Here is a 24,142-nt window from a genome sequence, read left to right as displayed (position 1 = left end):
TTGACGCGGTCGATCGAACTATGCCAAAATGTATTTTCTAAACATATCGGATCTGTTGACTCTTGTTTTGCGATCGTTAGTTCCGGAGTACATCGAATGATAAAAGCTTCCGTGATCCGTCTCCTTTCGATTTTTGCTTGCCATCACTCCCGCATCAAAAGCGTTGAGCCTCTCCGTCATGTCGTCAGAAATTCTATTGAGCTTGGTAAATTCAACAACTAAAGTGAAGAAGCATGACTTTCTGAACCATATTGAATCGGGCTCCAATTGAAGCCCCTGGATAAAAGAAATCGATTTCAGAATTTGCGACTTTACTTTATGTGAATCAGGGAACTCGTCATTGAATTCGGCGACGCATTTTTCAACTTCGTTATCCCGAGGAAAATACCCGCCTCGAACGATGGTGCACATGACCAACAGGAAGAAGTGCACGTCCGCCATTCGGGTGAACTCTGATTCATGAAAGACGCCGAATTCCTTTAGCGATACTTCTTCAGCCAGCTCTTTGGCGACCCGAATAAATTGGCCGTCGTAGATTGCATTGTGGATCTCAATATCGTCCAACTTGAACTTGGTAAGATTAATGCGGCGAAAGATTTCTCGCACAATACCATCGTCAACTTTTCCAATATCTCTCACCACGACTTGGTATGACAGGAAGACCTCCCTCTCATCTTCGGTGAGTGCTGCATAAGGACGTATCTTTTTCAGCTCTCTCTTGAATTCGTTGTCGATGTAGTTTTTGATTGTAGTAAGGCGTTGCTGGCCGTCTATGACCTTCTGTGTTGTTCGTAATTTCTTTGTGTCAGTTGCGCCTTGGCAGACGTATATTTCGGGGAATGGATAGCCATGAAGTATCGTGTCAAGAAAGTCTTCCTGGTGCTCTTGCGTCCAAACAAATTTACGTTGAAAGTCTGGTGCGAGAACAAGCCGGTCGGTGTCAACTTTTTCGTAAATGTCTGCAATCGTTGGATTGGTGACAGAAGGTTTAATTTGGTTGGTCACTGCTCGGTTCTCAGCTTTCGCTTGGTGTAGATCGACTTGATTCCAGAGAAAGTGTATTTTTCTAAATGCAGATAACTTTTGAAAACACCTGCATTTACTTGGTAGTTCCCCACTTCGGAATTTCCGTTTGAGATGCTTCTAAAGAAATCAAACCAGTCATTTTTGAATGCAGCCATTTGAAATGAGATAGGCAGTTTGTCGGGCCTAATCCAGCCCAACGCAACATATTCCAAAAAGGCATGGTACATCTCGAGTTCGCTCTCGCGAACAACTGCGCGGTTGTCTCTGAACATCATTTGGTATTCCGCGATGTCGGACATGATCCTTTCAAACAGAGCCGGAGAGACAAGTGCTACGTCGATGTCCGAATCCAAGTCGAAGTCTTTTCTCTTGAATGGGCTGAATCCCAATTTGGCAGATCCGGTAATGTAGACTTCATGAAATGGTATCTCAAATTTGACGGCGATTTTCTTGCGGAACTCATAGAAGTCATCGTCTCTCGTCGTGAAAACACGAGGAGTTCCATGCAGCACGCGTTTCCGACAAAAATCAATTAATTGCTCGTCAGTGCGTTGGCAGTTTAGGTCGGCTAAAAATTCGTCTAGCGTCATCAGCTAATCTTCGATGCTAAATGCGAATACCATTTGAACGTCAAATCCTGTTGTTTTCAGTCGCATTGAATAGGGAATACCCTGTGCATTCGACTGGGGTATGTCGAGTAAAAGGGCTTTGCAAAGTGGAGTCTGGCGTAAGGATATCGCAAACGGGCTTCTCCATCCACCTTCGAGAGTACTCTCGGCGAGTTCTTGGCAGTTTGCTTGAGGGCCCACCGACATTACCCGGCCGTCTCGCCGCAAGATCCATAATGTTGGGTCCGAGCATCTGGGGATGGTACATTATCAACTCACGGCAGGTCTGGATATCGGATAACGCCTCAAGGATTGCTTCACGATGGCGACATTCAGAAGCCGTTCCTGGTGGTAGTTGGAACGGTCGCAGGGATTCGGGCAATGGCAGGCCACGAAAGTTACGGGTGGCCAACCGGCATAGCGAACACGGGCCCAAGCCGGTATTCAGATCGCACCAGCGGATGCTATCAACCTGCTCCGGTGGCCGACGCCGGTGCTTCTTGTTTTTGCCTACTCGATCATGGAACTGGAAGCAGTCGAGGCGACTTGAGCGTGTTGCGTCACTTCGTGGCGGACATCTGCTGAGTCGTTTGGTCCTAGGGGCTCCTGGCGGACTGGCGTTTCGACGGCACGCATGGCGCTCACAGATACTTCTCAAAACTGGCGCTGGCTTGTGGTCTGGGGTTTTAGTGCTCAAGTACGCGATCGGCGTGCCGTCTTCTCCCGTTTACCTGGTCGGCGACGAGTCCATTGCCGTGGCTTCCCGCTTGACCGACTGGATTTAGCTGGACTTCTTGCCGATGTACTGGATCACGGAAGCCAGGCCTGTGTGAAATTTGCCTTCGAGCACTTCACGCTCGGTTTCCTGCAACAGGATCGTTTCCAGTCCGACCCATTCTTTCTCGACCTTGCCGCAGGTCAGCAGCAGGTCGGGATCACTGGGGCCGCCGGTGCCGCGACCACGTTGGTTCTCTGAATACGATTCCAGAATCAGGATGCCGCCGGGCCTCATTGTTTTCACCAACAACGGGTAAAGCTTCGCTCGAATCGAGCTCGGCAGATGCGCGTAGATCGAGACAACGCCGCCGTAAGCGTTTGGCTCCGGGGTAAAGTTTTGCAGGTCTGTAACTTCGGTCGTGATGTCCACCTTCCTGTCGGCAGCCAACTTGGCGGCTTTGGCAAGCCCCACGCTGGAATTGTCGACCGCGTGAACTCGCAAGCCCTTGGAGGCCAAGAACACGGCGTTGCGTCCCTCCCCTTCGGCAATCGAAAGCACTGGATCCAACAATAGGTCTGCGTGCTGTTTGAGAAACGAGTTTGGTTCCGTGCCGTAAGCAAATTCCGATGCGGAATAGCGAGCGTTCCAGTCGGGTTGTGACAACGTATTGCTCCTGGAGTGTGTGGCTGAGCCGCCGCGGCGTTCCAAGCCGAACTTGACGGAGTCGCCTACACGTAATACCGTAAGTTACATGAAACGAGATAGCAAGCTATCCGGCGTCCTGCACATTTTGTTGCACATGGCGGAGCTGGACGAACCGGTGACTTCGGACGATTTGTCGAAGATCATGGACACGAATCCTGTCGTGGTGCGTCGTCTGATGGCGGGGCTTCGCGAGCAGCAGTACGTACGAAGCGTCAAGGGGCACGGAGGCGGTTGGACGTTGGCGTGCGAGCTGGCCGATGTCACTTTGCTGGACATCTATGAGGCGGTCGGCAGTCCGGGGTTGTTGGCGATGGGCAATCGCACGGAGGCTCCGGGATGTTTGGTGGAGCAATCGGTGAACGCCGCACTGGGCAAGACGTTTGACGAAGCCGAGCAACTGCTGCTCCGGCAGTTGGGGGAAGTCACGCTCGCCTCGCTGAGCGCCGATTGCCACCAACGCCTCAAAGCGAAAGGCATTTCCCTCCAAGCCAAACCGAACCGACATGGACTCCAAAGCTGATTTTCTCGAAGCGGCATTTCACGTCCCCGAAGCGGTCGCGAAATACGTGGATTCGCCACCGATCGCCGTTCCGGGGTTCGCGGACATGCAGCGGATGGCGGCGTTGTTGCTGGCCGAGCGGGTGCAAAGCCACGGCCGTATCCTGGTCGTTGGAGCTGGCGGTGGACTCGAGTTGAAGGTGTTCGCCCAAGCGGAACCGAGCTGGGAATTTGATGGCGTGGACCCTTCCCCGGCAATGCTGCAACTTGCCGAGCAAACGCTGGGGCCGCTTGCCTCGCGAGTCAGGCTGCACGAGGGCAAGGTCGATGCTGCGCCAGAGGGGCCGTTTGATGCGGCCACGTGCATTTTGACAATGCATTTTGCAGACCTGGAAGAGCGAAAGCAGATGTTGGCCGCCATTCGTCAGCGGCTCAAGCCACAAGCACCGTTCATCGTGGTGCACCTGAGTTTCCCTCAAGCCGATGGTGCGCGCCAGCGGTGGCTTTCACGGTACGCAGCCTACATGGTTCGCCCCGCCCTGGATGCCGAAAAGGCATCGCAGTTCCAAAAGGCTGTGGACGCCTATCTCACCATCCTCGAACCCCAGCGTGACGAATCGCTTTTGCAGGAAGCGGGGTTTTCGGACGTCGAACTGTTCTACGCCGGGTTCGCTTTCCGAGGCTGGGTGTCTTACGCATAAAGACACGGCCGGTCTTTGGTTGCGTGAGTCGAGGAGACGCAGAGCCACAGGGAGGGCGTAAAGAGGGACACGCCGCGAGCTGGAGTACCGGTTTCTCGCCCGGTGATATCAGCAACAACGAGACCTTCGTGTTGCGCACCAGCTTTGGGTACTGAGCAGGTCGGGTTGTGTTTCGCCGCATCACCGCGCTGGAGTAAAGGCTTCAGCCGACCGCGCGAACGGGGCTTAGCCGCCTCCGCGGCGTAGCTAACCGTTTGAGGTGGCCCCCAAAACCCAGGCCACCTCGCACCAGGGCAATCGACGCGCGGGGCGTTTGCCCACGCGGTTCAACGAGAAGACCGTTCAACGAAGCGTAGTGGACGAGGTTACGAGTCCTTTTGCATGCATCAGACCCAATCGCGGGGACTCGTAACCTCGTCCACTACGTCCCGCCGCTAATTCTTGCGACGGTCCGACGCGCCTTCGTTGAACGGTATTGCGGTCAAACGAGAAGACGCCGTGTTGCCTCTGCCTGCTCCCCTCTGCGGGGATCAACGCGGGCGGCGTTCTTCCACCCAGCCTTGGATCGGTACGCGGTCTAGGTGCTCCTTGGCCCACTGTGGCTCGGGGAACCAACGCAGCGGGCTGACGCGGGGATACATTTCCCAGATATCGCCGCCGTCGATCTGCCTCGCGTCCCCCGTCGCTTCGAGATGCTGTGTCAAACGTTTGTGAAGATCCTTGCGGACGCTCTCAAACTCAGGGTCGGTCGCCACGTTGTTCAAGCAATCGGGATCCTTCTGGATGTCGAACAGCTCTTCCCCCGGCCGCAGGTCGACCGACAGACCCAGGAACTTTCCAAACTTCGGGTCGTCCCGTTTTTCGATCAAATAGTCCAAAGAGGGACAGGCATCGATATCGTGATATCCGCCATGGGCGTCCCCCAGTTGGGCGTCGACGAGATTCCCAGCGGCATCGTAGGTGACGCTGTCATATTTCTGAGCCGGTCCGGCCGGCAGCCGCTCGGGGCGGAAGTTGCGGATGTAGAGGTACTGATGCGTGCGGATCGCCCGCTGCGGGTAGCCGAGCGAATTGTAGCGCGACGAGGAATGACGCTCGCGGGCGCTGAAAACTTCGGTCCGCTGCGGTTCGATGATCCCCGATTTTTCAGACTCCAGCATCGACAGCATGCTCTTGCCCGAGAGCGGCTTGGCCGAAGGTGGCGCGACGCCGCTCGCTTCGTAGATCGTCGCGGCGATGTCGACGAAACTGACAAGGTCGTCACTGGTTCGCCCGCCGGGAAAATGTCCCTGCCACGAGATTGCTAGCGGAACATGGATGCCGTGCTCGTAACAGTTCGCTTTGGCGCGTGGAAACGGCATGCCGTTGTCGCTGGTCACGATAAAGATCGTGTTCTCGAACTCGCCCGCGTCGCGAATCATCTGTAGCATCGTCGCGCAATCATCGTCGAAACGTTCGACTTCAAATGCGTAGTCTAAGAAATCGCTGCGGATTTCGGGAGCGTCGGGCAGGTAGCCGGGAACCTCCGCCTGTTCCAGCTTCATTCCTTTCTCGAGGCCCGATCCAAATTTGTAGGGGCGGTGAGCGTCGGTGCTGCCGAACCAGAAACAGAACGGTTCGCCAGCGGGACGTTGATTCAGGAACTCCCGAAAACCGGCGGCGTAGCTCGATTCTCCCTTGGCGGGTTTGGCTTTGAATTTGGGGCCGCACGGATCGCGCTTGCCACCGAGGGCTTTCCAGTCGCCCGGCGCCCAACCTTTGCCGGTGTGCCCCACAAAGTATCCGGCATCGGCCAAACGGATCGGAAAGGTCTCGTATTCGGGGGCGAAGTAGCTGGCGTGCGTTCCAGCGTGCTCGATCGTCCAGGTGTGCCGCCCTGTCAAAAACGCGGCCCGCGAGGGGCTGCAGCCGGGACTGGGGCAGATCGCGTTGTTGAACAACACGCCCTGCTTGGCAATCGCGTCGAACGCGGGAGTCGTCACCATTTTGGAACCGTAGGCTGATGCGTGCGGCCAGGAAACGTCGTCGCTGATCAAAATCATCACGTTGGGGCGATCGGCGGCAGTCGCCGTCTGGCAGGCCAGCAGCAGAACGCAGGCGATGGGAGCAAGAAAATGCTTCATGGCGGTTTTTTCGAGGGAGTTGTAAGGTTGTTGGTGGGGTGAGTCGACAATTATACCTGTCGGTGGGACCTAAATTCAGGTAATTGCTGGCAAATCAACGTCCAGCCCCGCGCGATTTTGGGGGCGGCCGGCGGCCATTTTAAAGCCGCGTGCCACACTGATTTGCACTTGCAGAATTCACACAGCTTGTCATAATCGTCCCTCTGTATGTGGTTTGCTGCGCGCGGCAGTCCGAAACTCGAATCTCCACAATCTAACAAAATTCAACATTTTCCATGGCTGCACGACCAATGAGTACCCGGAGCCGAGCACGCAAGCGATCGCGTGTCCGCTCTCGTCAGAAGAAGCAAGATCCACTGTTCGTCGATGGCACTCGGCCACGTCCGATGTACGTCGATTACAAGGATGTGGAACTTCTGCGTCGGTTGGTCAATCGCCACGGCAAGATCGTTGGACGCCGCAAGAGCGGATGTTCGGCAACCAGCCAGCACGCCGTAACGCAAGCTGTCAAACGCGCTCGCTTCATGGCTTTGCTGCCATTTGTTGGCGAATAAGCATTCGCTTGCCCGCGAAGACAAGACAACGAAGAGTCGTATGGAATCAATACGGCTCTTTTTTCGTGCGCCGACACCGCGACCGTGAACTGACCCACCGGCAGGATCGACGATGAGCAGCCCCTACCAGACCCGACGCCGCATCGAATTTCGCGACACCGATGCCGCTGGCATCATGCATTTCTCTGCCTTTTTCACCTACATGGAGCAGGCCGAACATGAAATGCTCCGTTCGGTCGGCTTAAGTGTGATGCAGCCCGACGGCGAATCGACCATCGGTTGGCCTCGCGTTTCGGCGACGTGTGATTACAAAAGCGCGGTGCGGTTCGAGGATATCATCGATATCGCGGTCTCCATTCTTCACTTGGGCAGCAAGAGCGTCCGCTATCGGCATGAGTTTCGGGTCGCTGATCGATTGGTTGCCGTCGGTGAAATCACCGTCGTCTGCTGTCGCATCGACGCCCGGCACCAAATCGCCTCGATCGAAATCCCCGCTGCCACCCGTGAACGCTTGGCTCGGCATACGGTTTAGTTTTCATCGCGTCCTCTGCGCGGAATCCTTCCCGGGGCTCGCTCTGGAATCTCGCCTGCCCCTCTCTCAAGCCCTCCGTCTAGGCTCATGAAACATCGCAGCACTCGACAGGCCGTCGACGACCTCGCCGCAGGCGGGCGTTTGATCCGTTACGAGCATCCGGTCGATGCCAATCTCGAATTGGCGGAGATTCAGCGTCGCGTTTACCTTAACGGTGGGCCGGCGGTCCTGTTTACCAACGTGACCGGTTGTCGGTTTCCAATGGTCAGCAACCTGTTTGGGTCGCTGGAACAAGCCCGCTACCTTTTCCGCCACACGATCGACCGCGTTCGCAAGTTGATCGAATTGAAGATCGACCCCTCGTTGGCGGCGAAGCAGTTCTGGCGTTACCCCAGCGTCCCGCTGGCCGCACTGACGATGTTGCCTCGCCGCTGCCGAAGCGGTGCGGTGATGCAGAATTCGATCGCTCTGCCCGATCTGCCGCAATTGAAATCGTGGCCCGATGATGGTGGTGCGTTTGTCACGCTGCCGCAAGTGCTCAGCCAACCGGCCGACGGCGCCAGCCTGCAGCAGACAAACCTTGGGATGTACCGGGTTCAGTTATCGGGGAACGATTACGATCCGCAGACCGAAGTCGGGATGCACTACCAGATCCATCGTGGGATCGGCGTCCATCATCGCGCAGCGTTGGAGAACGGTCGCCCGTTTCGCGTTGTCGTCACCGTGGGCGGTGCCCCTTCGATGACCCTTTCCGCCGTGATGCCGTTGCCCGAAGGGCTGTCGGAGCTGACCTTTGCCGGCGCTTTGGCGGGGCACCGGATTCCGATGGTTACCGGCCCGGGGCATGCGCCGATCTACGCCGACGCCGATTTTGCCATCGTCGGTACGATCGATCCAACGCGACAAAAGCCGGAGGGTCCGTTTGGTGATCACCTGGGTTATTACAGCCTGCAGCACGATTTCCCGGTCCTGAATGTGGAGCGTGTTTATCACCGCAACGATGCCGTTTGGCCACTGACCGTCGTCGGGCGGCCTCCGCAAGAGGATACGACCTTCGGCGAACTGATCCACGATCTGACCGGCCCCGTGATCCCGACGGTCTTGCCGGGGATCAAGGCGGTTCACGCGGTCGATGCTTCGGGCGTCCATCCGCTGCTGCTGGCGATCGGCAGCGAGCGGTATATGCCGATGAGTGGTGCTAACGAGCCGCAGGAGTTGCTGACTCAAGCCAACGCCGTCCTTGGCAACGGTCAGCTGTCGCTTGCCAAATACCTCTGGATCGCAAACCACTACGACAACACACAGCTCGACATCCACGACGTCTCGGGCTTCTTGCAGCATATGTTGCAGCGCGTCGATTGGCGTCGCGATCTGCACTTCCAAACACAAACGACCATCGACACGTTGGACTACTCCGGATCGGGACTCAATCGCGGATCGAAGGTGGTGATCGCGGCGGTTGGCCCCGTCGTTCGCCAGTTGCCGACATCGATCGAAGGGGACCTGCATCTGCCCGAAGGGTTTGGCCAGCCGAAAGTTGCGGCTCCGGGAATCCTGATCATTCAAGGTCCGGCCGCGTCGGCGTCGCGGCCGCGTCTGGATGCGCTGTTGACCGACCGCATGGACGTTCAATCGCCGATCAATCGCTTCCCGTTGGTGATCGTTGCCGACGACAGCGACTTCAGCGCCCGAACGATCAACAATTTTGTCTGGACGACGTTCACTCGCAGCAATCCCGCCGCGGATGTCTATGGCATCGGAGCGTTTGTCGCCGATAAGCACTGGGGCTGCGAGGGATCGCTGGTGATCGACGCACGCGTCAAACCGCACCACGCGCCTCCGTTGATTGAAGATCCCGAGATCGTCAAGCGAGTCGATGCGATCGCCGCCCGTGGCGGCGCTTTGGCGAAATACTTGTAGATGATCTGGCCGCAATCAAGCGGCGGGAACGGTGGACCACCAATGGCTCCCATCCGTTGCCCGCTTTGCGTTGGCGTTTCGCGAACTAAAGAACCGCAGCGACCGCGTCGCACAGACGCGGCAGATTTTCGTCGGTCATGCCGGCGACGTTGATCCGCCCGCTGCCGACGATGTAGATCGCGTATTCGTTCCGCAACTGGTCGACCTGCATCGGGTTCAGACCGCTGAACGAGAACATGCCGCTCTGCGACAGCAGGAACGAAAAGTCCCGCTTGCTCTGCCGCTGGTGCATCTGCGTCACAAACTGGCTACGCATCGCAGCGATCCGGTCCCGCATCTCGGCGACCTCTTCGTGCCAGGTTGCAGTCAGTTCCGGATTGCCCAAGACCGTCGCAACGATCGCTCCCCCATGACGCGGCGGGTTGCTGTAGTTCGTGCGGACGATGCACTTCAGCTGGCTCATTGCCGCGGTGGCTTCTTCGGGGTTTTTCGCGACCAAAGACAGTCCGCCGACGCGTTCGCTGTAGAGCCCAAAGTTTTTTGAGAAGGAGCTAGCGACCAACATCTCGTCGCAAGTTTCCAGCAGCGTGCGAATGCCAACGGCGTCTTCGGTGATCCCTTGGCCGAAGCCTTGGTAGGCGAAATCGACCAATGGCAGCAGGCCACGCTCGCGTACGACTTCGGCTATCTGAGCCCATTGTTCGGCTGTCGGATCAACCCCCGTCGGGTTGTGGCAGCAGGCGTGCAGCAGGACGACGTCCCCGTTGTGCGATTTCGTCTTCAGGTCGTCCAGCATGCTGTCGAAATCAAGCCCGGTCTTTTCGGCGTTGAGGTAGCTGTAGGTCTCCACCTGCACTCCGGCCGCCGCAAAAATGGCATTGTGGTTAGCCCAGGTTGGGTTCGACAGCCAGACGCGGGCGGGGCGTAGTTGCGTGGCGATAAAGTCGGCCGCGACGCGCAGCGCACCCGTTCCGCCCGGTGTCTGCACAACGGCGACTTGCGACGCGGGAACTTGTTCGCCAAATACCAATCCATGGACGTGCTGGCGATACTCCGGCAAGCCATCGATACCCAGATAACCCTTGGTCGTTTCGGTCTTCAGCAGCGTTTCTTCAGCCTGTTTAACGCACCGCAAGACGGGCGTTTGTCCCGACGTATCCTTATATACACCAACGCTGAGGTTGATCTTGGCGGGATTGGGATCTTTTTGGAATGCTTCCGAGAGACCAAGGATCGAGTCGGGAGGCGCGGTTTGGATCGTTTCGAACATGGCAGGGTTAACCGAGGTGAAATCGGGCAAAAGAACGATTGCTGTCCGTTATCCTAATCGCCGAAGTGCGACTCGGGGAGGGCCACAATCGAGCAAAGTCGGCGTTCCCGCTGCCCCCGCGTTACCGGTAACCGACCTGGCACAGTTCGGCCAGCATCATCGCGGTCGCTCCCCAGATCAGGTGCTCGCCAAATTGCAGCGCCCGATATCGGAACGTAAACGAATCGACAACCTCGCGGTTGCGAAAGATCGGCCGCTGCATACTCCGCATCGTCCAACGCGATTCATCGGTCAACGCGTCCCAGGGGAGCATGATCGCCTGGGCGACCTCCACCGGATCCAGCCGGAATTGCATCGTCTGCCGCGTCGTCGCAACGATCGGCGTGACGACGTTATGGCTGGCGTAGACATGCATCGTCGACAACCGCCCCAGGATCTGCAAATCGTCCGGGACGATCCCCAGTTCCTCGTCGAACTCGCGAACCGCCGCCTCCACCGCCGATTCACCCGCTTCCAAGCGGCCGCCGGGGAAACAGATCTGCCCGCCGTGATGTCGCAGGCTGGTCGGGCGTTTGGTCAGCGGTAGGTTCCATTGCGCCCCGTCCCATGCCAACATGATAAGGACAGCCGCTTGCCGCGCGTCTCCCGGAACCGGTCCGGCGTGGCGTCCGTAAGCGAGCCCGACCGATGCTTGGTTGTAAGCGCTCCGCGTTCGCGACCGTTGTTCCCCTAAGCGGGTCATCGGTTGCACGGGCAGCGGCAGTTCGACGGGTTGGTTTGTTGGCATCTAACAATTCTAAACGGAGAATCGACACCGTGTCATCATCAGCTTCGGACCCAGCCGCGGAAGCGTCCCCTTTCCTCAACCTCAACGAGGCCGTTGCCGCCACCGAATCGGCGGCCTCCGGACTGACCGGATGGCAGCGCGACGCAGCGCGCGCGATCGCCTTGGCGAAACAACTGTTGCAGCGATCGCAACAACTGTTAACGCCCGCCGAGCGTCGCCAGCAATCCGAACTCGATCGCATGATCGGACATCACGAGGATAAAGCGACACTTATCGAGATGACCGATCAAGCGTTCCGAACCGACGTGCCGCAGCGCGTTGCCGACCAATTGACGCACATCCTGGACGTTCAAGGCGTGCCGCGATTCTTCAGCCCGCTGGACCGCACGCTGCTGCGCGGCTTCCAAACCTTCGGCGGCTACCTGCCCGGCGTCGCCGTCCCGATGGTCAAAGACAAAATGCGGCACGAGACGGCCAACGTGATCTTGCCGGCGGAGAAGGAGGTGCTGGAAAAGCATCTTCGCGAGCGGCAACGCGAAGGGATTCGGATGAACGTCTGCCTGTTGGGCGAGGCGTTGCTGGGCGAAGGCGAAACGCGGCAGCGGCTGAAAAAGTACCTCGCCGCGCTGCAGATGCCCGAGATCGAATGCATCTCGGTCAAGGTTTCGACGATCTATTCGCAGATCTCCACGCTAGCCCGATCGCACACCGAAAGCGTGATCGCCGACCGACTGGAACTGCTCTACCGCGCCGCGATGCGGCAGACCTTCCAGCGTCGCGACGGGACGCAGACCAGCAAGTTTGTCTATCTGGACATGGAGGAATATCGCGACCTCCATCTAACCGTCGACGTGCTCAAGCGGACGCTCGATCGCCCCGAACTGTCGCAGGTCCGCGCCGGGATCGCGTTGCAATCGTATATCCCCGATTCGTTTGACGTCTTGCAGGATCTGGCTCAGTGGGCGCAGCGACGAACCGCCGCCGGTGGCCTGCCGTTGACGATCCGCGTGGTCAAAGGAGCGAACATGGAGATGGAACGCGTCGAAGCGTCGATCGAAGGTTGGCCGCAAGCTCCCTACACAACAAAGCACGAAACCGACGCCAACTACAAACGCATGATCCGCACGATCCTGGCTCCGGAGAACTCCGCCGCGTTGCGATTGGGCGTGGCGTCGCACAACCTGTTCGACATCGCCTTGGCTGCGATCTGGGCGACCGAAGCCGATGCGCTGCAGCGCGTGCAGTTTGAGATGCTCGAAGGGATGGCGAACCAGCAGCGCCGCGCGCTGCTGGAACTGACCGGCAGCATGCTGTTGTACGCGCCGGCTTGCGAACAAACCGACTTCCTCAACGCGATCGGTTATCTGATCCGCCGGCTGGACGAAAACACGGGGCAGGAAAACTTCCTCCGCCATGCGTTCCAACTTCAACCCGGCACCGAGGCGTGGCGGACGCTGGCCGACGGATTTCGGGCGTCGCTGGTGGCGATCGATTCGGTCTCGACCAAGCCGCGTCGCCAGCAGGATCGAAGCCAAGTGCCCGAGAGGCCGGAGGTGGGCGAGACGTGGCAGGAGTTCATCAACGAACCGAACACCGACTGGTCGTTGCCTCAGAACAGCCGCTGGGCTCAGGAATTGTTGGCGTCGTGGCGCGATCGCTGCGACGAGGCGGCGACGCGGATCCCGCTCTCGATCGCCGGTCGCGAAGTGACCGACGCGCGGGAGATCGCCGAAAGTCGCGATCCGTCGCGCCCCGGCAAGATCGCTTGCCGGTATGCGATGGCGACAAGCGACGACATCGATGCGGCAATCGCGTGCGCCAGGCAAGATCCTCGCAACTGGAGATCGATGTCATCGGAAGCCCGCTGCGCCACCTTGCGCGATGCGGCGCAATTGCTTCGCATGCGGCGTGGCGATCTGTTGGCGGCGGCGCTGATCGACGGCGGCAAGACGCTGGCTGAAAGCGATCCCGAGGTCAGCGAGGCGATCGACTTTATCGAGTTCTACAGCCTGTGCGCCGACCAAGCGTATCAATCGCCGCAAGTTCAGGCGTCGGGCGTCGGCGTGGTCGCGGTGATCAGTCCGTGGAACTTTCCGATCGCGATCCCCTGCGGTGGCGTCGCGGCGGCGCTGGCGGCAGGAAGCACGGTGCTGCTGAAACCGGCATCCGAAACGGTCCTGCCGGCCTATCTTTTGTGCCAAGCGTTCTGGGACGCGGGCGTGCCGCGTGAGGCGTTGCAATTGGTTCCCTGCCGCGGCAGCGATGCAGGCCGCCGGCTGGTCGAGAACCCCGAGGTCGACATCGTGATCTTGACCGGTGGGACCGAAACCGCCGAGTCGATGTTGCGGATTCGCCCCGACCTCGCACTGGCCGCCGAGACGGGAGGCAAAAACGCGACGATCGTGACCGGATTGTCCGACCGCGAACTGGCGATCAAACACGTTTTGCAATCGGCCTTCGGTCACAGCGGTCAGAAGTGCAGTGCGACTTCGCTGCTGCTGCTCGAAGATGAAGTCTTTGAAGACGAATCGTTTCGCGAGATGTTAGCCGACGCTTGTAAAAGCTTGATCGTCGGAACGCCGTGGGAACTGCAAACGCGAGTCGGTCCGCTGATCCGACCGCCCAGCGGCGAACTGGCTCGCGGGCTCAAGGAGCTCGAACCAGGAGAGTCCTGGTTGGTGATGCCCGAACCGTGCGATGACAATCCGAATCTCTATCGCCCCGGGATCAAATGGAATGTCCAACCGGACAGCTTCACCCACATGACCGAACTGTTTGGCCCGGTGCTGGGCGTGATGCCGTTTCGCAAATTGGAGCAAGCGATCCGCATCGTCAACGCGACAGGATTCGGTTTGACCAGCGGGCTGGAGAGCTTGGACGATCGCGAACAAGAACTGTGGCGAGAACAGATCCAAGCCGGCAACCTCTACATCAATCGCTCGACGACCGGCGCGATCGTCTTGCGGCAACCCTTTGGCGGACTGGGCAAAAGTGCGTTCGGTCCGGGAATCAAAGCGGGAGGCCCGCACTACGTCGCGTCGCTGATGAAGCTGCGCGACCAGATCGATCATCCGCAGATGTTCAATGCGCATCGCTTCGAACTGCCGGCATTGCAGTCGATGCGCGAGAACTTGAAGACGCCCGAAGCGTCCGCGCTGATCGAGCGCTGCGGCGGCGAGGATGCGACCGAATCGGTGATCGATCGCTTGCAGACGGCGCTGGCCAGTTACGACCGTTGGGCGACCGAAGAGTATCGCCAGCAGCACGACAGCGTCCGCCTGGTCGGACAAGACAACTGGCGTCGCTATCGTCCGATCGCCGCGCTGCGAATCGGCATCAGCGCGGCCGATGGTCCGCTGGACATTGTCCGCTGCATCGCCGCGGCGCATGCTGCCGGATGCCGGATCACGCTCAGCCACCGACCGGGCGAAGCATTGGCGTTGGTCGATGTGATTGAGTTCCTGACGGACGACTGGGCGGCGCGGATCGAGATGATCGAAGAGACGACGCAGCAATGGATCGATGCGATCGAACAGGGTGAAGTGCTGCGGATCCGGATGACACACGCCGCGGCGATCGACCCTGCGGTTCGCGAAGCGGCAAACCAACACAACGTCTACATCTGCCAGACACCCGTCCTCAGCGACGGACGCTACGAACTGCTGCACTACGTTCGCGAACAAAGCGTTTGTGTCGACTACCATCGCTACGGCAATCTCGGCCGCCGATCCGAAGAGGCTCGACGCCACGTCTTATGACAGACATCTATACTCCAGAATAACCGACATGCTTCCGGGGCGATTTCCGATAAATAACGAGCGGTCGCCGCGCGAATTTCATTGACTTGACCCTAGCGAAGTTCCAGAATGGACTCTCGACATGTACGTTCCATCGAGAACGAAGCATCGATCGATCAAGGACCGCTCGCATTTCTGGTGTCGTTCGATCCATTTAGATACGCACTTTTCTTTCTTTTCGGCTTCTGACCACCAACTCTTTTCGCGTTATGGCTGCGGTGTGAACAACACCGCGAACTGCCGACGTTCTTTTCCGCTAAACGATTCCAAGCGAATGCGAACAGCAAACTCGCGAGGACTCAGGTCTTCCGATCTGCGTCGCTTTACCGGTTTGCAACGAACCCGCGGGGCCCGGTCGTCAAACACAACCGCGAAACTTGTTTGAGATTTGTTCCTCCAATCCCCGAACTGCAATACAGAAGTCACCAGATGCATTCCGACCTGCAGCATCGCCTGGCAGGTCGACGCGTAGAACTCAAACGATGAGGGTTCAAAATGTCCGATGCCGCAACGCCCAAGAGCGAACTGTTAGAAATGCAGCGCACGTTTGTTCAACGCTGTGCCAAGGGAGAGTTCGTCGAAGTGATGGAGGACTACTACGCCGACGATGCCTACCAAATTGAAGGGGACGGTTCGCGGCGTGAGGGGAAAGCGAACATGATCGCTTTTGAGAAGCAGTTCTTAACCCAAGTGAAGCAGTTTCATGGCATCGATCTCGGATCGATCGCGGTCGCGTCGGACGATGGCAAGGGCAACGGAGTCACGATGGCGGAATATACGATCAAGGCGGATATGATCGACGGATCGAAGTTCTGGCCCGAACAAGTTCAAGTTTCGACTTGGAAGAACGGCAAGATCATCGCCGTGAGGTTCTACTACGACCCCAATTTCTAAACACCGATCGCCCGCGATTCGATTGCCGATCGCGTTCGCTGCAATGGAAACTCGCTCGCCCGCTTGCCGAGAAACTGCAGCCAAGCCAAAGTGTGGTTTTGCAGATTCCCCAAGCAAGGAGCTCCTTCAGGCATGATTATCATCTCCGCGATGAGCGAAGATCGCGTGATCGGCAGCCAAAATGGAATGCCCTGGAACGTTCCCGCCGAATACCAGCAATACCTCGACTTCGTCGCCGGCCAAACGGTGATTATGGGGCGGAAAACGTATGAGATCTTCGGCAAAGATGTGGCCCCCGAAACGTCGCTGATCGTCGTTTCACGGTCTACCGAACTCGACGACATTCCAGTGGCAAAGTCGTTTGACGAAGCGATCGCGATGGCCAAGGCGTTGGGCAAAGAGATCTTCATTGCCGGGGGAAGTTCGATCTACGAACAAGCGTTCGACGTCGCTGACCAGATGTATCTGAGCACGATCCATGGCGAGTACCGTGGCGATGCGTATTTCCCCGCGTTTGATACCGATCAATGGCAGGTCGTCGAGACGCGCGAGCAACCGCAGTTCACGTTCCGGCGATGGAAAAGAAAGGCCGGTTCGCGATAAACGCGCTAGACCACTGACCGATTCGACGCTACGATGCGATAAGTGCCCGACCGGATCCAAACACTAAGAAACACCGATGCGTCCGCTTCTCTCCTTGCTGCTAATTGCGACCTTCATGCTGGGGCACGTCGTGCCTCATTCGCATGCGGCATCGGGCGGTGCGGAGCCTGGCGACCATGCTCACCGGCCTCACATTCATCTCAGCCACGGGCATGATCACGATCACGGGCATCACCATGGGCAGGCCGACCGACCATCCGCCGGCGAGGAATCCCCTGCGGATGCGTTAACGGAACTGTCGCTTGCATGCGACCACGATGGCGACGCGGTCTACTTTGTCGACTCCGACGGGACCGTCGCTCGCAACGCGGTTTCTATCAGTCTCGATTCATCGTCGCTGCCATTCACCTCGCTCGCTGGAACCATCCCTCAACGGGAACGCCAGTATCGCCGCAGCAGCGGCCCCCCCGATCGGCGACCGAAGCTGCCGATCTACCTTCTGACAGCCTCTCTACGGCTATAGCGACCACGATTGCGCACCATCGACCTGCGTCGCATTGACGGCGGCAGGCTGATTGGTTTCCGGCGTATCGTCACTCCATTTGCACGCGCGAACTCGCGCCCCCTTCACGCGATCTAACAAGACGCCGATGGGTCTTTGTGGAAAGATGCAGGTCATCATGCAACACGTTCCTTCGCTTACAAAACTCCTGTTCGGACTTGCGCTCGCCGCCGGTGTCGCTTTGACGACATGGTGCTTACGCGATGCATTGCCGTTTGCCGACAGCGTTCCCGCAGTCGCCAAGGAGAGTCCGCCGCAGCCAGCGCCCGAAAAACAGACGATCCTCGAAATCAGCGTTCAAGCGAGAAAGAACCTAGGGCTCACGTCACAGCCGGCGCGGCCGCAAACCTATTGGCGCAGTCTCCAGATCCCTGGCAAGCTGGCCGATCGCCCAGGTGTCTCCGATCGCGGTGTCACCTCGCCAGCGGAAAGCGTTGTGACCGAGATCCACATCTCGCCCGGCGACGCGATTCGCCCGGGCGAGCGGCTGTTCACATTGCGATTGTTCAGCGAATACCTGCAAGCGACGCAGACTCAGCTGTTCAAAGCGAAACAGGAGACCGCAATCATCCAAGCCGACATCGATCGCGTCTCGGACGCCGTGACTTCCGGCGCGGTGGTCCGAAGCAAGATGATCGAATTGCAAGGCAATCTTCGCCGGCAACAGATCTTGATCGAAGCCGCCCGCCAGGACTTACGTTCGCGCGGCCTCGATTCGGCGCAAATCGAACAGATCGAATCGGGCAGTTTCTTGTCCACGATCGATGTACGAGCTCCCGAGGCTCTGCCGACCGTACCACTTACCGAAACCAACACCGATCGGGCGGCGCGAACGATCCAGCCGGTCCAGCAGGCTCGCTTCGATTCGTCCAGTTCCCGCGCGCCCGAGTTTGCGTTTGAAGTCCAGGAACTGTTGGTGGAACTTGGGCAACAGGTGCAAGCCGGGCAACCGTTGGCGACGCTCGCCAATCACCAGGCGCTGTATGTCGTGGGGCATGCCTTCAAGCGAGAGGCACCGTTCCTGGAACGAGCCGCTCAAGAAGGGCGAGCGATCGACATCGAATTCGCCGACGACGCAACCGACCAATGGCCCGAACTCGAGCAGCGGTTTGAGATCCGCCACCTCAGCAACGCCATCGACACGAACAGCCGCACGTTCGACTTCTTCATTCCGCTGCGAAACCAATCGCGTGCGTACCAGAAGGCGGAACAAACCTTCCTGGTCTGGCGATTCCGGCCGGGGCAACGCGTTCGACTGCACGTTCCCGTCGAGAAACTGGAGAACGTGTTGGTGCTGCCCGCCGCGGCGGTCGTCCGCGACGGGCCCGAAGCGTATGTCTTCATGCAAAACGGCGACCTCTTCAAACGTCTGCCCGTGCATGTGCTGCACGAAGATCGCCAATCGATCGTGTTGGCCAACGATGGCAGCGTGACACCGGGAACCTACCTGGCTCAGAACGCTGCCGCCTCGCTGAACCGCGTCCTCCGGTCGCAAGCGGCCAGCGGCCAACAAGCCGGCGTTCACGTTCATCCCGATGGCACCGTCCACGCCGCTCACTGAAAGTTGACATCATGTTAGACGCTGTCATTCATTTCTCGTTGCGGTATCGGATGCTGGTCGTAGTGATCAGCCTGGCCCTGCTGGTGTACGGTTCGTACCAAGCGGCTCAGATGCCGATCGATGTCTTTCCCGATCTCGATCGGCCGCGGGTGGTGATCATCACCGAAGCTCCTGGCCTGGCAACCGAAGAGGTCGAGACGCTGGTCACCCAGCCGATCGAAATCGCGTTGATCGGAGCCAATGGTGTGCAAGCGGTTCGCAGCCAGACGACCGCCGGGCTGAACGTGATCTACATCGAATTCGATTGGTCGACGCAGATCCGCGCGGCGCGACAGACTGTCCAGGAACGCCTGACGACACTGCAAGGCATCCTGCCCGAAGGAATTCGTCCTCAGATGACGCCTCCATCGTCGATCATGGGGCAGATCGTCGTCGCGGGGATCTATCGACAACCGGGGCCGCGCGGCGGCAAGCTGGCGGTCGTGGGAAAGACCGGGTTGATGGCCGAACGGATCGATGCCGCCGGCCCGGCCGAAGCGATTCGCGTTTGGCAGCCGGTCGAGCGCAAGGACCTCAAAACCTGGACGCCCGTGGAAACGCAGTCGATCACATGGACTGCCGCTGCGGCCGACGATCCTCAAATGGCCGGGGAATCGCCCGACGGCGTTGGCATCGCGACGATTCAAATCGATGGGCAGGAATACGACGTCCACTTCTACAGCGATGCCAAACGGCAATTGGATCTCCGCACCGTCGCCGACTGGATCATCCGCCCAAGGCTGTTGAAGACGACTGGAGTGGCGGAGGTCTTCATGCAGGGAGGCGATCGCAAGCAGTACCAGATTCTGATCGATCCGACAGCGTTGCTGGAATATGACGTCACGGTGCAGGACGTCGCTCAAGCACTGCGAGAAAGTAACATCAACACCAGTGGCGGTTTTGCCGTGACCGGCGAGACCGAACGGTCGATCCGGATCCTCGGACGCCTGGGGCCCGAGTCGCGGGTGGTGATCGAAGACCTGAAGAAGATCCCCGTCGGATATCATCCCAAACGCTCGGTGCTGTTGGAACAAGTCGCTCGCGTCAGCGAAGGGCCTCAACTGAAGCGAGGCGACGGGAGCGTCGATGGCCGACCGGGGATCGTCTTCACGACCGTCAAACAACCGCACGTCGACACGCGTCAATTGACCAACGATATCGCAGCCGCGTTTGCCGAAGTCGAAGCGTCGCTGCCGGCGGACATCATCATCAACAGCGAATTGTTTCGCTTAAAAAACTTCATCGACCGCGGGATCTTTAATGTTGCCGAGGCGTTGGTGATCGGTGCCTTCCTGGTGATGGTCGTGCTGTTTCTATTCCTGCTGAACTTTCGCACGACCTTCATCACCCTGACCGCGATCCCACTTTCATTGGTGATCACGACGCTGGTCTTCCGTTGGATCGGATGGTTCAGCGGCAGCGAGCTTTCGATCAACGTGATGACACTCGGCGGGATCGCCGTCGCGATGGGCGAACTTGTCGACGACGCGATCGTCGACGTCGAAAACATCTTCCGACGACTGAAAGAGAACAACGCAGCCCCGACGCGGCGGGCTGCGATTCAAGTTGTCTTTGAAGCGAGCAAAGAGATCCGCAGCGCGATCATGTTTGGCACCGCGGTCGTGATCCTGGTCTTCCTGCCGCTGTTCGCGCTGTCGGGCGTCGAGGGACGGTTGTTCGCGCCGCTGGGACTCGCCTACATCATCTCGATTCTGGCGTCCTTTCTGGTTTCGTTGACTGTCACGCCGGCGCTGTCGTATTACCTGTTGCCCAAGTCGTCGGCAACGCACCGCGATCACGATGGGCTGCTGTTGCGTGGCTTGAAGCGAGCTGTCACGCCTTGGATTCAATTGAGCATGGCCTGCCCGCGGATGCTGCTGTGCGCGACGTGGTTGGGAGTGCTGTTGGCAGCTTGGCAGATGTCGCAACTGGGGCGTAATTTCCTGCCGCCGTTCGACGAGGGGAGCGTGCAAGTGAACGTCACCTTGCCTCCGGGCTCCTCGCTGGAAACTTCGAATCGGGTCTCGCAAACGATCGATGCCGTCTTCCAATCGATGCAGAAAAACGAGGATCGGCCCGAAGGGGAGATCTTGCATTTCGTCCGCCGCACAGGGCGAGCGGAATTGGACGAGCATGCCTCACCGGTGAACGTCGGCGAATACATCTTGAGCATGAATCCGGAAGTCGACCAGGATCGTGAGGAGATCTTGGCCGGATTGCTGAAGAAGCTGAAAAACGAGGCGCCGGGTGTGGACATCGAAGTCGAACAGCCGCTGGCGCATTTGATCAGCCACATGGTCTCGGGGATCTACGCACAGATCGCGATCAAAATTCATGGCGATGATCTCGACACGCTACAGCGGATTGCCGAACAGGTGAAGTCGACGTTGCAGTCGATCCCTGGAATCACACCGCCGGTCGTCGAACCGATTCAACAGGTTGCCGAACTGCATATCCAATTGCGATCGGACGATCTGGCGCTGCATGGTTTGACGCGGCAATACGTCGCCGATGTCTTGCAGATCGCGTTGCAGGGTGAAGTCGTATCGCAAGTGCTCGAGGGGCAACGGAGATTCGACCTGATGGTTCGACTGGAAGAAGCCTACCGAACCGATTACGCCAACCTCGGTCGGTTGCGAATCGATCTGCCCGATCACCCTGGGTACGCCGATCGCGGCCAGATCGAACTGCAGGAAATCGCGAACATCGGCGAAGGCTCGGGGCCTAATTCGGTTAATCGCGAAGATGCGCGGCGGCGGATCGCGGTCCGCTGTAACACGCAGGGCCGCGACTTGGCCAGCGCGGTCGACGAGATCAAGCAACGCATCGACGGGCAGATTCGATTGCCCGTTGGGTACTATATCGAATACGGCGGGCAGTTTGAGAGCCAGCAACGAGCGACGCAGTGGATCATCGCATTGGCCGGAGTTTCAGTCGTCGGAATGTTTGTCGTGCTGATGTTATTGTTCCCGTCGGTGCGGATCGTATTGCAGATCCTCAACGCCTTGCCAACCGCTTTTATCGGCGGCGTGCTGGCGTTGGTGCTCACCGAACAAAGTCTGACGGTTGCCAGTTTGGTCGGCTTCATTTCGCTAGGCGGAATCGCCGTCCGCAACGGGATCCTGCTGGTTACACACTATTTCCACTTGATGAAAGAGGAAGGCGAATCGTTTACGCAGGCGATGGTGCTGCGTGGCAGCCTGGAACGACTGGCTCCTGTTTTAATGACGGCGCTGACCGCCGGGATCGGCTTAATCCCGCTGGTCGTTGGTGGCCAGGAACCGGGGCGCGAGATCTTGTATCCCGTCGCGACGGTGATCCTCGGTGGACTGACCACTTCGACCTTTTGTGAGTTCTTAATTCACCCTGGTCTGTTTTGGGCGTTCAGCGGAAAAGATGCGGCCGCTTTGGCGAGCGGCACGGCGGAGGATGACGATTCGCGATTCGAGCCTCTGACATAAATCACTCTGGCCTGGTCCGCGGTGGACCGAGCCTCCAATTAGGTTCCTCAAGGATAAGTACGATGAAGATTACAAACTGGATTCTCTCCGCACTGTTGGCAACCGGTGCGATTGGTTTGACGGGATGCAAACCAGCCGACACAGCGACCGGCGACGCAACCCCAACCGCCGAGAGTTCGACCGACGACCATGGCCACGATCATTCCGAAACCGACCACAGCATGTCCGGGCACGGACACGGCGTCGGCCCACACGACGGAACGATTGCCGATTGGGGCGGAGGCAAATTCCATGTCGAATTCACCGTCGACCACGACAAAACCGAAGCGACTGTTTATGTCTTGGGAGGCGACGAAAAGACCGCCGCCCCGATCGCTGCGGAATCGATCGAGCTGACGATCGTCGATCCCGAGATGCAAGTCACGCTGAAGCCATCGCCCCAAGAAGGCGACCCCGACGGAACCGCTTCGCGTTTTGTCGGCACGCACGAGAAGTTGGGTGTCGTGCAAGAATATGCCGGCACGATGACCGGCGTGATCGATGGCACTCCGTACACCGGAGAGTTTAAGGAAGAAGCACACACGCACTAATAAAATAAAAGTCCCGGTCAGGGGCGACAGCGTTTGGACCTGTCGCCCCTGCCGGGGCTTACGTTTTAGGCGGCAAACACATCACCTACGGCTCACGCCGTAAGCTACCTGCTGCCGCCGCTACTGCGGCTTCTTTTTCTTTTCGCAAAGAAGCGTTGTGGTTACTCAGCGTCCGCTGGGTGGATCGACTTCCAGTCGTTTTTCATGCTGATCACATGCCAGCCCTTTTCATTGGCTTCGTCCATCAGCGACTGCGGGAAGGTGCCGAACTTGGTGTCGGGCAGTCCATCCGCTGGACCATAGGCATATTCACGCTCGGCATCGTCGTGGAAGACCAGCATCATCAGCCGCGCTCCATCGCCCGCACCGGTCCACTGCAGCATCTCGCGGTCTCCAGCGGAGTTGCCGAACGACGCGATCGGACGCTTGCCGATGAATTTGTTGATGCCGACGGGCTTGCCGGTCTTGTCGTCGATGAAATCGATCTCGGCTAATCGCATCAGCATCGGCTTGCCGTCTTTGACCTCATATTGCGTTTTGATCGACGATCCAACGACTTGTTCGGGCGGAATACCGTAGACCGCCTGAGTCATCGGCCGCATGAATTCGACTCCGCCGCCGGAGACGATGAACGTTTTGAAGTCGTTCGCACGCAGATAGGCCAACAGCTCCAGCATCGGTTGAAATGTCATCTCGGTGTAACGCTTCTTAAAACGCGGATGCCGCGCCGTTTCGAGCCAGTCCTTCACGATCGCTTCGAACTCTGCGGTGCTGATGCCAGCGTGCGAAACCATCACCAGTTCGAGGAGTCCTTTTTCGCCTGAGGCGGCGAGCGCCGGCAGGTCGTTCTCGAGCACGGCTTTGAATGGCTGCTTGGTCTTCCATTCGGGATGCTGCGGTGCGAGCGCTTTGACGCGGTCGATCGCAAAGGCGAGCTGGGTGTACATCGGGTGCTCACCCCAAAGCGTGCCGTCGTTGTCGAACGTCGCGATGCGATCTTCGGGAGCCACGTAATCTGGCAAGTCGTTGTTCGTGACTCTCTCAACGAATTCAACGATCGCTTGCTTCGTCGCCGTATCGTTCCAAGATGCCAGTGGTTCGTCGGCATGCAATGACGAACTGGCCAGCGCCAAGACGATCGCGATCGCATGAATAAAACAGAGCTTCGGGGAGGTTGGTGTCATCGTCTTGGT

Annotated in this window: 21 protein-coding genes; 12 read left to right on the top strand and 9 right to left on the bottom strand. The window is 58.5% G+C overall.

Annotated features, from left to right (window positions below; genetic code table 11):
* Positions 1-18: 18 nt before the first annotated feature.
* From Poly24_RS22185 to Poly24_RS22175, 3 genes are all read right to left on the bottom strand, one after another.
* Positions 19-1,005, bottom strand: a complete 987-nt coding sequence (locus Poly24_RS22185) for a DUF262 domain-containing protein (protein WP_145100835.1) — start codon at positions 1,003-1,005, stop codon at positions 19-21.
* Positions 1,002-1,616 (bottom strand): hypothetical protein, encoded by a 615-nt coding sequence (locus Poly24_RS22180; protein ID WP_145100832.1) that lies wholly within the window; start codon positions 1,614-1,616, stop codon positions 1,002-1,004. Before Poly24_RS22180 ends, Poly24_RS22185 begins: the two co-directional genes overlap by 4 nt.
* A gap of 799 nt (positions 1,617-2,415) precedes the next feature.
* On the bottom strand, positions 2,416-3,015 hold the full coding sequence (locus Poly24_RS22175; RefSeq protein WP_145100829.1) for a class I SAM-dependent methyltransferase: 600 nt from the start codon (positions 3,013-3,015) through the stop codon (positions 2,416-2,418).
* 88 nt (positions 3,016-3,103) lie between these two features.
* On the opposite strand from Poly24_RS22175, the gene Poly24_RS22170 reads away from it, so the two are divergent.
* Both Poly24_RS22170 and Poly24_RS22165 read left to right on the top strand, forming a co-directional pair.
* Positions 3,104-3,577, top strand: coding sequence for an Rrf2 family transcriptional regulator (locus tag Poly24_RS22170; RefSeq protein WP_145100826.1), 474 nt, complete (start codon positions 3,104-3,106; stop codon positions 3,575-3,577).
* Positions 3,561-4,256, top strand: a complete 696-nt coding sequence (locus Poly24_RS22165) for a class I SAM-dependent methyltransferase (RefSeq protein WP_145100823.1) — start codon at positions 3,561-3,563, stop codon at positions 4,254-4,256. The genes Poly24_RS22170 and Poly24_RS22165 overlap by 17 nt, the downstream gene beginning before the upstream one ends.
* Positions 4,257-4,786: 530 nt before the next feature.
* On the opposite strand, the gene Poly24_RS22160 is transcribed toward Poly24_RS22165, so the two are convergent.
* Positions 4,787-6,379, bottom strand: a complete 1,593-nt coding sequence (locus Poly24_RS22160; RefSeq protein WP_145100818.1) for a sulfatase family protein — start codon at positions 6,377-6,379, stop codon at positions 4,787-4,789.
* 290 nt (positions 6,380-6,669) lie between these two features.
* On the opposite strand from Poly24_RS22160, the gene rpsR reads away from it, so the two are divergent.
* The 3 genes from rpsR to Poly24_RS22145 all read left to right on the top strand — a co-directional run bounded on the left by rpsR (position 6,670) and on the right by Poly24_RS22145 (position 9,385).
* Positions 6,670-6,933, top strand: coding sequence for a 30S ribosomal protein S18 (gene rpsR, locus Poly24_RS27525; RefSeq protein ID WP_145100815.1), 264 nt, complete (start codon positions 6,670-6,672; stop codon positions 6,931-6,933).
* A gap of 112 nt (positions 6,934-7,045) precedes the next feature.
* On the top strand, positions 7,046-7,465 hold the full coding sequence (locus tag Poly24_RS22150; protein WP_145100811.1) for an acyl-CoA thioesterase: 420 nt from the start codon (positions 7,046-7,048) through the stop codon (positions 7,463-7,465).
* 87 nt (positions 7,466-7,552) lie between these two features.
* Positions 7,553-9,385 (top strand): UbiD family decarboxylase, encoded by a 1,833-nt coding sequence (locus tag Poly24_RS22145; RefSeq protein ID WP_145100808.1) that lies wholly within the window; start codon positions 7,553-7,555, stop codon positions 9,383-9,385.
* Positions 9,386-9,470: 85 nt separating this feature from the next.
* Here Poly24_RS22145 and Poly24_RS22140 read toward each other — a convergent pair whose 3' ends face one another.
* Positions 9,471-10,655: an amino acid aminotransferase gene (locus Poly24_RS22140; protein ID WP_145100805.1), complete on the bottom strand. Its 1,185-nt coding sequence runs from the start codon at positions 10,653-10,655 to the stop codon at positions 9,471-9,473.
* A 121-nt stretch (positions 10,656-10,776) separates the two neighbouring features.
* Positions 10,777-11,442 (bottom strand): NUDIX hydrolase, encoded by a 666-nt coding sequence (locus Poly24_RS22135; protein ID WP_145100801.1) that lies wholly within the window; start codon positions 11,440-11,442, stop codon positions 10,777-10,779.
* 29 nt (positions 11,443-11,471) lie between these two features.
* On the opposite strand from Poly24_RS22135, the gene Poly24_RS22130 reads away from it, so the two are divergent.
* Both Poly24_RS22130 and Poly24_RS22125 read left to right on the top strand, forming a co-directional pair.
* Positions 11,472-15,200, top strand: coding sequence for a proline dehydrogenase family protein (locus Poly24_RS22130; RefSeq protein ID WP_231753286.1), 3,729 nt, complete (start codon positions 11,472-11,474; stop codon positions 15,198-15,200).
* A gap of 534 nt (positions 15,201-15,734) precedes the next feature.
* Positions 15,735-16,133: a nuclear transport factor 2-like protein gene (locus tag Poly24_RS22125; protein ID WP_145100795.1), complete on the top strand. Its 399-nt coding sequence runs from the start codon at positions 15,735-15,737 to the stop codon at positions 16,131-16,133.
* Here the strand turns inward: Poly24_RS22125 and Poly24_RS27195 are convergent.
* Positions 16,130-16,267: a hypothetical protein gene (locus Poly24_RS27195; protein ID WP_197452097.1), complete on the bottom strand. Its 138-nt coding sequence runs from the start codon at positions 16,265-16,267 to the stop codon at positions 16,130-16,132. The genes Poly24_RS22125 and Poly24_RS27195 overlap by 4 nt on opposite strands.
* On the opposite strand from Poly24_RS27195, the gene Poly24_RS22120 reads away from it, so the two are divergent.
* Positions 16,266-16,736, top strand: coding sequence for a dihydrofolate reductase (locus Poly24_RS22120; RefSeq protein ID WP_145100792.1), 471 nt, complete (start codon positions 16,266-16,268; stop codon positions 16,734-16,736). The genes Poly24_RS27195 and Poly24_RS22120 overlap by 2 nt on opposite strands.
* A gap of 76 nt (positions 16,737-16,812) precedes the next feature.
* A complete protein-coding gene (locus Poly24_RS22115; protein ID WP_145100789.1) occupies positions 16,813-17,259 on the top strand; it encodes a hypothetical protein in 447 nt (148 codons plus the stop codon).
* On the opposite strand, the gene Poly24_RS27190 is transcribed toward Poly24_RS22115, so the two are convergent.
* Entirely contained in the window at positions 17,254-17,418 is a 165-nt protein-coding gene (locus tag Poly24_RS27190) for a hypothetical protein (protein ID WP_197452096.1), read from the bottom strand. The genes Poly24_RS22115 and Poly24_RS27190 overlap by 6 nt on opposite strands.
* Here Poly24_RS27190 and Poly24_RS22110 point away from each other — a divergent pair.
* From Poly24_RS22110 to Poly24_RS22100, 3 genes are all read left to right on the top strand, one after another.
* The gene (locus tag Poly24_RS22110) at positions 17,417-18,859 is read left to right on the top strand and encodes an efflux RND transporter periplasmic adaptor subunit (RefSeq protein WP_145100786.1); all 1,443 of its coding nucleotides are present in this window, start codon (positions 17,417-17,419) and stop codon (positions 18,857-18,859) included. The genes Poly24_RS27190 and Poly24_RS22110 overlap by 2 nt on opposite strands.
* 11 nt (positions 18,860-18,870) lie before the next feature.
* A complete protein-coding gene (locus tag Poly24_RS22105; RefSeq protein WP_145100783.1) occupies positions 18,871-22,359 on the top strand; it encodes an efflux RND transporter permease subunit in 3,489 nt (1,162 codons plus the stop codon).
* A 62-nt stretch (positions 22,360-22,421) separates the two neighbouring features.
* Positions 22,422-22,949, top strand: a complete 528-nt coding sequence (locus tag Poly24_RS22100) for a C40 family peptidase (RefSeq protein ID WP_231753285.1) — start codon at positions 22,422-22,424, stop codon at positions 22,947-22,949.
* A 161-nt stretch (positions 22,950-23,110) separates the two neighbouring features.
* Here the strand turns inward: Poly24_RS22100 and Poly24_RS22095 are convergent, their stop codons facing one another.
* On the bottom strand, positions 23,111-24,133 hold the full coding sequence (locus Poly24_RS22095; protein WP_145100780.1) for an HAD family hydrolase: 1,023 nt from the start codon (positions 24,131-24,133) through the stop codon (positions 23,111-23,113).
* Between the last annotated feature and the right edge of the window lie 9 nt (positions 24,134-24,142).

It is taken from the genome of Rosistilla carotiformis (assembly GCF_007753095.1).
Taxonomy (GTDB): Bacteria; Planctomycetota; Planctomycetia; order Pirellulales; family Pirellulaceae; genus Rosistilla; species Rosistilla carotiformis.
Note: the sequence above shows the minus strand (reverse complement) of the source record. Positions and strands in the feature narration are given on the sequence as shown.

Bases quoted from the DNA above. Each gene is read 5' to 3' on its own strand.
- Poly24_RS22140 (WP_145100805.1), bottom strand. From the start codon at position 10,655: ATGTTCGAAACGATCCAAACCGCGCCTCCCGACTCGATCCTTGGTCTC.
- Poly24_RS22180 (WP_145100832.1), bottom strand. From the start codon at position 1,616: ATGACGCTAGACGAATTTTTAGCCGACCTAAACTGCCAACGCACTGAC.
- Poly24_RS22095 (WP_145100780.1), bottom strand. From the start codon at position 24,133: ATGACACCAACCTCCCCGAAGCTCTGTTTTATTCATGCGATCGCGATC.
- Poly24_RS22145 (WP_145100808.1), top strand. From the start codon at position 7,553: ATGAAACATCGCAGCACTCGACAGGCCGTCGACGACCTCGCCGCAGGC.
- Poly24_RS22125 (WP_145100795.1), top strand. From the start codon at position 15,735: ATGTCCGATGCCGCAACGCCCAAGAGCGAACTGTTAGAAATGCAGCGC.
- Poly24_RS22105 (WP_145100783.1), top strand. From the start codon at position 18,871: ATGTTAGACGCTGTCATTCATTTCTCGTTGCGGTATCGGATGCTGGTC.
- rpsR (WP_145100815.1), top strand. From the start codon at position 6,670: ATGAGTACCCGGAGCCGAGCACGCAAGCGATCGCGTGTCCGCTCTCGT.
- Poly24_RS22110 (WP_145100786.1), top strand. From the start codon at position 17,417: ATGCAACACGTTCCTTCGCTTACAAAACTCCTGTTCGGACTTGCGCTC.
- Poly24_RS22135 (WP_145100801.1), bottom strand. From the start codon at position 11,442: ATGCCAACAAACCAACCCGTCGAACTGCCGCTGCCCGTGCAACCGATG.
- Poly24_RS22100 (WP_231753285.1), top strand. From the start codon at position 22,422: ATGAAGATTACAAACTGGATTCTCTCCGCACTGTTGGCAACCGGTGCG.
- Poly24_RS22120 (WP_145100792.1), top strand. From the start codon at position 16,266: ATGATTATCATCTCCGCGATGAGCGAAGATCGCGTGATCGGCAGCCAA.
- Poly24_RS22165 (WP_145100823.1), top strand. From the start codon at position 3,561: ATGGACTCCAAAGCTGATTTTCTCGAAGCGGCATTTCACGTCCCCGAA.
- Poly24_RS22115 (WP_145100789.1), top strand. From the start codon at position 16,813: ATGCGTCCGCTTCTCTCCTTGCTGCTAATTGCGACCTTCATGCTGGGG.
- Poly24_RS22150 (WP_145100811.1), top strand. From the start codon at position 7,046: ATGAGCAGCCCCTACCAGACCCGACGCCGCATCGAATTTCGCGACACC.
- Poly24_RS27195 (WP_197452097.1), bottom strand. From the start codon at position 16,267: ATGCCTGAAGGAGCTCCTTGCTTGGGGAATCTGCAAAACCACACTTTG.
- Poly24_RS22160 (WP_145100818.1), bottom strand. From the start codon at position 6,379: ATGAAGCATTTTCTTGCTCCCATCGCCTGCGTTCTGCTGCTGGCCTGC.
- Poly24_RS27190 (WP_197452096.1), bottom strand. From the start codon at position 17,418: ATGATGACCTGCATCTTTCCACAAAGACCCATCGGCGTCTTGTTAGAT.
- Poly24_RS22170 (WP_145100826.1), top strand. From the start codon at position 3,104: ATGAAACGAGATAGCAAGCTATCCGGCGTCCTGCACATTTTGTTGCAC.